Origin of the sequence: Natronospira sp., assembly GCF_007134575.1 — a bacterium.
In the GTDB taxonomy this organism is placed as follows: Bacteria; Pseudomonadota; Gammaproteobacteria; order Natronospirales; family Natronospiraceae; genus Natronospira; species Natronospira elongata.
In genome coordinates this window covers 1-9766 of the sequence record NZ_SLKM01000074.1, presented here as the reverse complement: position 1 = coordinate 9766, position 9766 = coordinate 1, and the positions used below count along the sequence as shown (strand labels likewise).

General features: G+C 65.2%; 7 protein-coding genes. 5 read left to right on the top strand and 2 right to left on the bottom strand.

Features of this window, described 5'->3' with window-relative positions:
* The coding region (locus tag ACJWXQ_RS02995) for an EAL domain-containing protein (protein WP_406672110.1) at positions 1–2203 on the top strand (2203 nt) is incomplete at its 5' end.
* Between the two features lie 31 nt (positions 2204–2234).
* Here ACJWXQ_RS02995 and ACJWXQ_RS02990 read toward each other — a convergent pair.
* Together ACJWXQ_RS02990 and ACJWXQ_RS02985 are read right to left on the bottom strand one after the other, a co-directional pair.
* Positions 2235–2579, bottom strand: coding sequence for a hypothetical protein (locus ACJWXQ_RS02990; RefSeq protein WP_346053166.1), 345 nt, complete (start codon positions 2577–2579; stop codon positions 2235–2237).
* Positions 2576–5818 carry a S41 family peptidase gene (locus ACJWXQ_RS02985; protein ID WP_406672109.1) on the bottom strand — a complete coding sequence of 1081 codons (3243 nt, stop codon included), beginning with the start codon at positions 5816–5818 and terminating at the stop codon, positions 2576–2578. Before ACJWXQ_RS02985 ends, ACJWXQ_RS02990 begins: the two co-directional genes overlap by 4 nt.
* 233 nt (positions 5819–6051) lie before the next feature.
* Here ACJWXQ_RS02985 and ACJWXQ_RS02980 point away from each other — a divergent pair, with 233 nt between their 5' ends.
* From ACJWXQ_RS02980 to ACJWXQ_RS02965, 4 genes are all read left to right on the top strand, one after another.
* Complete coding sequence (locus ACJWXQ_RS02980) at positions 6052–6957, top strand: ABC transporter ATP-binding protein (RefSeq protein ID WP_346053170.1); 906 nt, start codon at positions 6052–6054, stop codon at positions 6955–6957.
* Positions 6954–7727, top strand: a complete 774-nt coding sequence (locus tag ACJWXQ_RS02975; protein ID WP_346053172.1) for an ABC transporter permease — start codon at positions 6954–6956, stop codon at positions 7725–7727. The genes ACJWXQ_RS02980 and ACJWXQ_RS02975 overlap by 4 nt, the downstream gene beginning before the upstream one ends.
* A gap of 14 nt (positions 7728–7741) precedes the next feature.
* Positions 7742–9571: a CIA30 family protein gene (locus ACJWXQ_RS02970; protein WP_406672108.1), complete on the top strand. Its 1830-nt coding sequence runs from the start codon at positions 7742–7744 to the stop codon at positions 9569–9571.
* Positions 9564–9766: hypothetical protein (locus tag ACJWXQ_RS02965; RefSeq protein ID WP_406672107.1), on the top strand; the 203-nt coding region annotated here is incomplete at its 3' end. The genes ACJWXQ_RS02970 and ACJWXQ_RS02965, both read left to right, overlap by 8 nt.

Here is a 9766-nt window from a genome sequence, read left to right as displayed (position 1 = left end):
TGACACCATGTCCCCGACATCCGCTGACCAAACACCCTTTCTTCTCCAACCGGAACGTCAACCGGGGCCGGTAGCCCATGGCCTTGCCGCTCTGTTGACCCTGCTGGGCATGGAGTTCGGTTGGTATTTCTGGGTGGGGGAAGGCACCGGGGCGCTGATCTGGCCACCGGCGGGCCTGGCCGTTGGCCTGGGGCTGGTCTTTGGTTGGCGCATTGTTATCGGGCCGGCACTGGTGGTGGCCCTGTGGGGCGGGCTAAACACCGAAGGCAGCATCTGGACATGGACCCTGCCCGCTCTGGGGCTGCTCATGCAGACGGCGGTAGCCGTGGGTGGGCTGCGTTGGCTGCAAGGCCGTCAGATGTTTCGCGGTCCCACCCGAGAATTGCTTGGTTTCTGGCTGTTCGGGCCGGCCATCGCCGGGATGGTGGGCGCTGGACCGGGCGTCACCACCCTCGCCCTGCATACGCCGGTGTTCGCCGAGTACCAGTTCATGGAGATCTTCGGGGCCTACTGGCTGGCGGAGGCCCTGGGCATCCTGATGGTGGCACCGGTGACCATACTGCTGGCAGCCGCCCTCAGCGACCGGCGCCTTCTCCAGGCCCTCGAACCCGCACGCTGGCAATTGCTCTGGACGGGCGGCCTGTGCCTGCTGGCTTTCCTGCAGCTACAGATGGGCCGCGCCGAAATGACCGGCTTCGCGGGCATTCTGGTCTATTTCTATTTTCCCTTGCTGGCGGTGGCTGCCGGCCTGGGACAGCCACTCTTTCAGGCGCTGGCCACTGCGGGTATCGCCACCGCGTTCCTGGTCCAGGCCCTGACCGGTTTCGGTGGCAGTCCGCCACCCAGCGACAACGCCGAGATGATCGAGGTCATTGTGGTGGTGACGGCCTTCATCATCATGACCCAGATTGTTTCTGCTACCAGTGAATCCATTCGCCGACACCTCCGACACGCCAGAAAGATGGCGAGGAGTGACTATCTCACCGGCCTGCTCAACGAGCGTGGCATGGCCCAGGCCCTGGAGGGCCATCGGAATGGGCAGGCCACCCTGGCTTTGCTGGACCTGCCGGTGGCCCGAAAAATCTTTGATCTAGGCGGCTTGGAAGACGCGGATCGTTTCGAGCAAAGCCTGGCCGATACCCTTCATGAACAGGCTAGTCCTCATGGCCAGGCCGCGCGCCTCGGTCGCGGCCTCTATGGCCTGCTGCTGCCGGGCCCGAGCTCGGCCAGCCGAAACGGGCTGGACACACTTTATGAGCACCTGGAGGGACAGATTGTCCAGGCCGGCCGCATTCCGCTGGTACTGCGGCCAGCCATTGGAGCGATCCAAATCGATGCCGAGGATATGGCGCCACAAGAAGCGGTGGCCCTGGCCTCCCTGGCTTCAAAGCGTGCTGCCGAGCAACCGCCGCCGTGCATTCGAATCGATGATCATTACTCCCGACTACTTGAGGAAGAACGGGCAGACCAGGCCACAGTCAGCGCGGTGAGGGAGGCCCTGACACGAGAAGAGGGCTTTGAGCTTCACGGGCAACTCATTACACCGCTGTCGGATCAGGGCGATGCGCCACCCCGCTATGAGCTGCTGCTGCGCATGCCCGATGGCAATGGTGAGGTACTGGCACCGGCCGCCTTCCTGCCGGTCGCGGCCCGCCACCGCCTGATGCCCGACATCGACCGCTGGGTGGTGCAACGAGCGCTGCGTCTTGCGGCGGCGCGGCCGGAGGCCGTATTTACCATCAACCTGTCCGGGGACTCACTCAGCGACCCGGCACTGGGCGAATGGATCGAAGCCCGTCGTCACGAGTCCGGCGTCGAGGCAGAGCGCATCTGGTTTGAGATCACGGAAAGTGAATCCGTCCGCGACCCGGAGGCGGCGGCGTCTCTGGTGGTACATCTCCGCAAGAGCGGCTTTCGCATCGCTATCGATGACTTCGGCACCGGCCTGGCAAGCTTTGAATACATCCGCAATTTCAGCATCGACGCCGTCAAGATCGATGGCCGCTTCATTCGTGACCTGCGCAGCGAAGCGACCGACCGGGCCATCGTGACGGCAATCCAGCGGCTTGCCCACGAGACCGGCCTGAGCACGGTGGCTGAGTTCGTGGAAGACGAGTGGACCATCGACTGGCTACGCTCGGCGGGTATCGACTACGCCCAGGGCTATGCCATCGCCCGGCCAGCGCCCATGACTCGGGAGTGAATCCCGACGATACCGTGGCCGCCTCGGGCAGTCAGTGGGTCTGCTTAACGAAGTGACGCTCCATGAGCGAGATTATGCCCATCTCGTCCAGGCTGTCTTGACGCGCCTCACCGATGAACTCGAAGTCTTCGGTACCGATTGTGCCGATGCCAATTCCCACGCTGTCGGGCAGAGAATCCTTGAGGATGAACATCAGGCGCTGATTGGAATGGCGGTCATCGATGCTGACCGCGTCCACGTCATCGCCCAGGCGGCGCAGGCTTTCATTGCTGGCGCCTACCATGGTCGAGGCCTCGGGATGGCGGGCGTTGAAGGCCTTGTTGGCCTCGGTGGCCTTGTCCACCAGGGCCTGGAGTCTTTTGCCGAATAGACTCATTGCATCGCTCCTCGCTCCACGTCCCGCCCCGGGGTACCCAGGGGCGGGATGGGTTGGGCTTCCGGTTCCTGGACGGGATGTTCATCCAGGGTTTGCAGCAGCTCGCGCACGGCTCGCTCAAGCTGGGCATCCTCGCCCCGCCAGGTGGCATGGGGCAGGTTTTCCACCTCGATATCCGGGGCAACGCCGTGGCCCTCGACGATCCAGCGCCCTTCACTGTCAAACACCGGCAGTGAGGCGGCCCGCATCAGGCCATGGTCCACCAGGCGGTTCTGATCGCTCAGCCAGACCCCGGCGCCGGCGGTACGTTGGCCGATCAGCGGGCCCAGGCCCAGGGTCTTGACCCCGGCGGAGAAGGTCTCGCCGTCGGAATAGGTGAGCGGATCGATCAGCACCGCCAGATGGCCCCGGAAGGTGTTCTGCATGTTCCAGAACTTTTCCTGCCCTGGCGGCTGCCAGAAGGACCAGGCCCGGCGCAGAAGTTTTTCGATGATCCAGGAATCGATATTGCCGCCCCGGTTCCGGCGGACATCGATGATCAGTCCTTCCCGGTCCACGTTGGCGTAGAACTCGCGGGCGAAGTCGGCGATGTCATTGGGACCCATGGCGCGCAGGTGGAGATAACCGATGCGGCCATCGGAGAGGGACTCCACGGCCTCGCGCCGGCCCATCACCCAGTCCCGGTAACGCAGGGCATCATTCTCCCAGCGACTGGCGGGGTGCACGATCACTGCACCACTGTCCCGGCCCCGGCGATAATCCAGCCGTGTTTGTTCACCCGCCCGCCAGGCCAGCAGTTCATGGATATGATCCACTTCACTCACCGGGCGGCCGTTGACGCGGGTAATCACATCACCTTCCTGAAGATCCACGCCGGGTCGCACCAGCGGGGAACGCTGGCTGGGCAGTTCCGGGTCACTGCGATAGATTCGGGCGATCCGCGCACCCGCCTCGACCGGCTTGAAATCCGCACCCAGGAACGCCGGGCGGGCGGACTCGGGATCATCACGGTATTCACCGCCACGAACCTGGGAATGCAGGATCCCGAGCTCGGCCACCATCTGGGCGAGCAGATCATCCAGTTCCCGGCGATCGGCAATGCGCGACACAAAGGGCTCGTACTTTTCGCGTACCGCCTCCCAGTCCACGCCCCGCATCTCGGGGTCGAAGAGGAAATCCCGCTGCATGCGCCAGGCATCGGCGAACATCTGCTGCCATTCCTCGGCCGGGCGAATGGGCAGCCGCCAGTTGCCGATCCGAACCTGGGCTTCTTCCAGGTCGCCGGGCATCTGCCCGCCCGCCGGAACGATGAACAGCTCACCATTGCGCCGCACCAGCATGCGGTCCCGCTCGGCCGACATCTGCAAAAGATCCAGGCCTTCGGCAAAGGTCTCGAAGCGGGGCCGGTCCTTGCCAAAATCAATGGTCCGGACCACGGGCGCGCCGCCGGTGGGCCGGTCGATCACAAACAGCCGGTCCTTGGCGACAGCCAGGCTGGCGAAATTGCCCGGCTCAACCGGCACCTCATGTAAACGCTCCGCGAGGCCGTCCCATTCAATGGCGGGCGGCTCATCGTTATTGCCATGGTCCGGGCGGTCCTCGATCAGCTCATGGCGCGGCTGCAGGGGGAAGACATTGCCCGCCTGCAGGGCGATGGCATAGAGCTGGGTGCGCCGGTCAAACATCGGCCCCATGTTGCGATCGCCCCAGGGTGAACCGGGCGTGGCCTGGAAATGGCGGTTGGAGAGGAAATACAGCCAACGCCCGTCCGGGCTGAAGGCCGGCGAATGGCTCTCGTAGCGATCACTGCTCAGGGTGTGCATGACGCCGCTGCCGAGCTCATACAGCAACACCTGCACCCGACGCTGGCTACTGTCCGGGCGAACCACCGCCAGGGCCCTGCCGTCCGGCGACCAGACCAGCTGGCGATAGCCCTCGCCGTTGGAATCATCGATCTGGCGATTCCGGCCCCGGCGGTTGTCATAGAGATAGAGCCGGCCATCCATGTCGTGATGGGCCACATAACGGCCATCCGGGGAAATGCTCATGCCCATGCGCTGGGTCCGGGCATCGTCGGTCAGTTGCTCCCCTTGGCCCTGCCCGTCAGCCGGAAACCGCCACAGCTCCACCTCGTCACTGGCATCCACAAAGGCATAGACCCACTCACCCTCCGGGCCGAGCATGGCCTGGCGGGCTCGGCTGGCCTCCGGCAGTGCAATCTCAACCCGCCGCCGCTGCCCCGTGCCCACCAGTGCCAGGCGGCCGCGGGCGGTCAGGACCACCCGATCCCCGGCGGGGGCAAAGTGGATGGCATCCAGATAATCGGTGGGCTTGTCCAGCCAGCGCTCACGGGCATGGGCACGATCGGAGGAGAGCGCAATATCGAGTTGTCGGTCCTCGCCCGTGGCCGGGTCAAGCAGGCGAATGTCGGCACCGTGCTGATAAACGATCCGGCCATCCGGGCTGATGCTGGGCCGGCGGACTTCGAAATCCTCGTGCTCGGTCAGGGCCTCGAAGGCGCCGCTGTCCGGATCCAGCTGGCCCAGATTGAACAGCCCGCTGACATCACTGCGCACAAAGAGCTTATCGTCATGACTCATGGGGTGGGTGAGATTGGCGCCGTGCTCTTCGGCCAGCCGCCGCGCTTCCTCGTCACGGCCGGCATCGAAGCGCCACAGCTGGGCCATGGCCCCGCCCCGGTAGGCGCGGGCATTGTCGGCGGTCACGGCAAGACCAAAGCGGGTGAAGACCAGATCGCTGTCATCCAGATAAGCCCCTTCCCGGGCATCCGCCAGTGGCAGCTCGGTGACCGCGCCATCTTCCGGATTCACCTGGTTCAGCAGCCAGTACCAGCTGGGTCCGATCCGGTTGTCGGAGGCAAACAGCACCTCACCCGCCGGGGTCCAGCCCTGGACCTGCACGAAACCGCCTTCCCAGGTCAGGCGCCGGGGCTCGCCACCGGCCGCCGGCATGACATAGACCTCGGCACTGCCCTCATAGCGCCCGGTAAAGGCAATCCATTCCCCATCCGGGGAAAAATGCGGGTCACTGGCTTCGCTGGCGTGGCTGGTCAGCCGCCGCGCCATACCACCGTCCACCGGCACCGCCCAGAGATCCCCCTCCGCAACGAACACCACGGTGTCCTCATGCAGGGTGGGCGACTGGTAGTAGCCGAGAGAAGCAAACAGGGGAGTTGAGAAGGCAAGAACCAGAAGGAAAACCAATCCACGAGCGACCATGTATGACTCCATCCAAGGCAGTGCTTATAGGGGGTGGCTGCAATCGCCAGCCAGTAATTCTGCGAAATGCCGGACGGGCTGTCCATGGCTTCCCTGGACTCGGCCCATCACACCACCCGGGGGGATATCCGGGCTGATGTGACAAATGTCACGGGAAACTGATGACCAACGCCACTACCGGCCCAATTCTTCAGAGCCCAGACTGCCCGGAACGTTCAACAAGGGAGCGAACCATGGCCACTTGCCATTCCATGCTGGGTTTCGAGGACGTGTCCTGCCGGCGCGGCGGCAAAACCGTGCTGCAGGATGTGCATCTTAGCTGCAAGCGCGGCGAGACCCTCGCCCTGCTCGGCCCCAACGGGGCCGGCAAGACCAGCACCATCGGTCTGGCCCTTGGCCTGCTGCGTCCCAGTGCCGGGCGCATTCACATCGACGGCCATGCCCCCGGCAGCCTGGCGGCCCGCCAGACCATCGGTGCCATGCTGCAGGGCGGCAGGCCGGCCCAGGCCATGACGGTGCGGGAATGGCTGATGCTGGCCGGTGCAGGGCGGGGCCAGCCGAGCCCGCTGGACGAGGCCATCCAGATGGCCGACATCGAGGACCTGCTCGAGCGCCAGTGCGAAACCCTGTCCGGCGGCCAGCTGCAGCGGGCACGCCTGGCCGCCGCCCTGGCCGGCCAGCCCCGGCTGCTGTTTCTGGATGAGCCCACCGCCGGCATGGACATCGACAGCCGGCATCGTCTCTGGGCGGGGGTAGGCCGCCTGCGCGAAAACGGCTGCGCCATCCTCATCACCACCCATGATCTGGACGAGGCCGAGCAGCTCTCGGATCGGGTGGCCCTGCTGCACGAAGGCCGTGTCATCGCCTGCGATCACACCGCGCACATCGGTCGCCGGGTGCCGGGCCGGGTCATTCGCTGTCGCACCCGTCTCGAGGAGGCCACCCTGGCCGCCTGGCCCGACGTGGAGGGCGTGCGCCTGAGCGGCGGCCACACCACACTCATGGTCCGTGATGCAGAAGCGGTGCTGCGCCGACTGCTGGCCGCTGACCCCGAGTTGAGCGCACTGGAAGTGCGCAATGCCGGCCTGGAAGAAGCCTTCCTGCACCTGATCCACGACCACCGGGAGCAAGCCGCATGAATACCGTTACCCTGCCATCGCGAGCCGGATCCACCGCCAGGGCCCTGTGGCTGGAGACGGAAACCGAATGCGCCCGCCTGCTGCGCATGCCCGAATCGCTGGTGCCCACCATCGCCTTTCCGGCCTTCTTCTACACCCTGTTCGGGCTGGTGTTCGATATGGGTGCATCCAACAGCGCCGCGACCTATTATCTGGCCATGATGGGAAGCATAGGCGTCATCGGCACCGGCCTGATGGGCACGGCCATCGGCACCGCCAGCGAACGCAGCGGCGGCTGGCTGGACATGCGGCGGGTCATGAGTCTGCCGCGTTCCGGCTGGGTGGTGGCCAAGCTGGTGGCCAACCTCTTTGCCGGCCTGCTCGCCCTGCTGCCCCTGTTTTTCCTGGCGGCTGTGTTCGGCGAAGTGCGCCTGAACCAGGGCCAGTGGATCGGCCTGGCCCTGACCCTGCTGATCGGCGGCCTGCCCTTCTGCGCCATTGGCCTGATGATCGGCAGCAGCATGGGCGAGCGTGCCGCCATTGCCATTGCCAACCTGATCTTTCTGCCCATGCTGTTCTTTTCGGGCTTGATGATTCCGCTCGCCTTCTTCCCGGACTGGCTGCAGGGCATCGCCCCCCTGCTGCCGGCCTGGCATCTCGGCGAGCTGGCACTCATGCAGACCCGGGGTGATAGCGCCGGACAGCTTGTTCACTGGCTCGTCCTGCTAGCCTGGGCGGGACTGGCATCGGGGCTCAGCGCCTGGCTGCTGCGCCGCAGCCGACAACAATAGGGGGATAGCACATCATGACGACCACCAAGCAAAAGCGATATCTGATCATGGCGGGATTCCTGCTGGCTGTACTACTCTTTTTCTTCCTGCTGCCCACGCCGCAGACACCGGTCCAGCATGCCGACGGTGACATGATCATGGGCAATGTGCGCATCTTCGATGGCGAGCGACTGCTGGAAGACCATCAAGTCCGTATACGAGACGGGCTGATCGCCGCCGTGGAGCCGGCCAGCGCCGACCCGGATGAGGCCGGCTTCATCGACGGCCAGGATGGATTCCTGATGCCGGGGCTGATCGACAGCCATGTGCATGTCTTCGGCAGCGCCCGGGAGGATGCCCTGCGCTTCGGCGTCACCGGCATGATCGATCTCTTCACCGATCACCGCCAGCTGCCGAGCTTCAAGGAGGACCGCGACAGCCGCCAGCCCACCCGCCGGGCCGATGTCTGGTCGGCAGGCACCCTGGTCACGGCCGAGGGCGGGCACGGCACCCAGTACGGCATGCCCATCCCCACCCTGGATGACCCGGACCAGGCCGGGAGCTTCATCGCCGAACGCCTGGCGGAAGGCTCGGACTTCATCAAGCTGGTCTACGAGGGCGGCGAGGCCTTCGGCTTCGAGACCAACCGCCTGTCACAGGACAGCCTGCAGGCGGCCATCAGGGCCAGTCATGAGGCCGGCGTCCTGGCGGTCACCCACATCGGCAGCCGGGAAGAGGCCCGTACCGCCCTTGCCGCCGGCACCGACGGCCTGGTGCACACCTTCTCCGATGCCGACATCGACGAGGAAATCATCGAATTGATGAAGGACCAGCGTTTCCTCATTCCCACGCTGACGGTCCTGGCGAGTGTCGTGGGTGAAGGGGCCGGAGAGAGCCTGTTGGCCGATGAAGGCGTGCAGGCTCGCCTGAGTGCCGGGCAGAAGGCCACGCTCGCGATGCGCTTTCCCACCATGGATGGGCCCGCCCGCTATGACCATGCCGAGACCTCCGTTCGGGTGCTGAACGAGGCTGGCGTCCCCATCCTCGCTGGTAGCGACGCCCCCAACCCGGGCACCGCCAATGGCGCCAGCCTGCATGAAGAAATGGAGCGGCTGGTGGCGGCCGGCCTGAGCCCGCGGCAAGCCCTGATCGCCGCCACCGCGGCACCGGCGGATGCCTTTGGCCTGGATGATCGTGGCCGGATCAAGGCCGGTCATCGGGCGGATCTCGTGCTGGTGGATGGCAACCCCCTCGAGAACATCAAGGACAGCCGCCGCATCCGCAAGGTCTGGAAGAACGGCCATGCGGTGGATCTCGATCCGGCCGCCGCACGGGCCGAGCGTGAGCGCGCGGCAGGCGAAGCCGTGCTGTTAAGTGATTTCGAGGGTGACCGCTCAGTGGCCTTCGGCCATGACTGGGAATCGAGCACCGACCAGCGCATGGGTGGTCAATCCGAAGTGGCTGTATCGCAGGAGCGGGAGGATGATGTCGGCTTTCTGCGGGTGCGCGGTGAGATTCGCAGCGGCTTCAGCTGGCCCTATGCCGGCGTCATGTGGTTCCCCGGCGACACCCCCATGGCGCCAAAGGACCTCTCGGACTTTGGCGGGCTGGAAGTGCGTCTGCGTGCCGATGTCTCCACCCTCCGCGCCCTGGTCTTCAGCAGTGCCAACCAGAGCATGCCCTCGGAGATCGACTTGTCCGTCGAAGAGGACTGGGGCACCGTCAGGATTCGCTTTGACGAATTCGATGGCATCGACCACACGGCGATCACCGGTTTCGGCATTTTCGCCGGGCCATCCCAGGGGCCGTTCCGTTTCGACATGGAACGCGTGACACTCACACCAGCAGGCGCCGGCAATGACTGATTCTCGTTCAGGCAACCAGCACCGCGCCCAGGCCAAGGCCTGGGCGCGGCCCCTGCTCGCCATCCACCGACGCCTGTTGCCGGATGATCGGGAGATTGGCTGGACGCCCTATCTCTGGCTGGTCTACCTGAGCTTCTTTTTCATCGAGTGGTTCTTTCGCCCCGTCCCGGTCTGGGAGTTAGCTCTCTCCGGCCT

Excerpts from the sequence above, each read along its gene's own strand:
- ACJWXQ_RS02990 (WP_346053166.1), bottom strand. The coding sequence starts at position 2,579 with ATGAGTCTATTCGGCAAAAGACTCCAGGCCCTGGTGGACAAGGCCACC.
- ACJWXQ_RS02985 (WP_406672109.1), bottom strand. The coding sequence starts at position 5,818 with ATGGTCGCTCGTGGATTGGTTTTCCTTCTGGTTCTTGCCTTCTCAACT.
- ACJWXQ_RS02980 (WP_346053170.1), top strand. The coding sequence starts at position 6,052 with ATGGCCACTTGCCATTCCATGCTGGGTTTCGAGGACGTGTCCTGCCGG.
- ACJWXQ_RS02975 (WP_346053172.1), top strand. The coding sequence starts at position 6,954 with ATGAATACCGTTACCCTGCCATCGCGAGCCGGATCCACCGCCAGGGCC.
- ACJWXQ_RS02970 (WP_406672108.1), top strand. The coding sequence starts at position 7,742 with ATGACGACCACCAAGCAAAAGCGATATCTGATCATGGCGGGATTCCTG.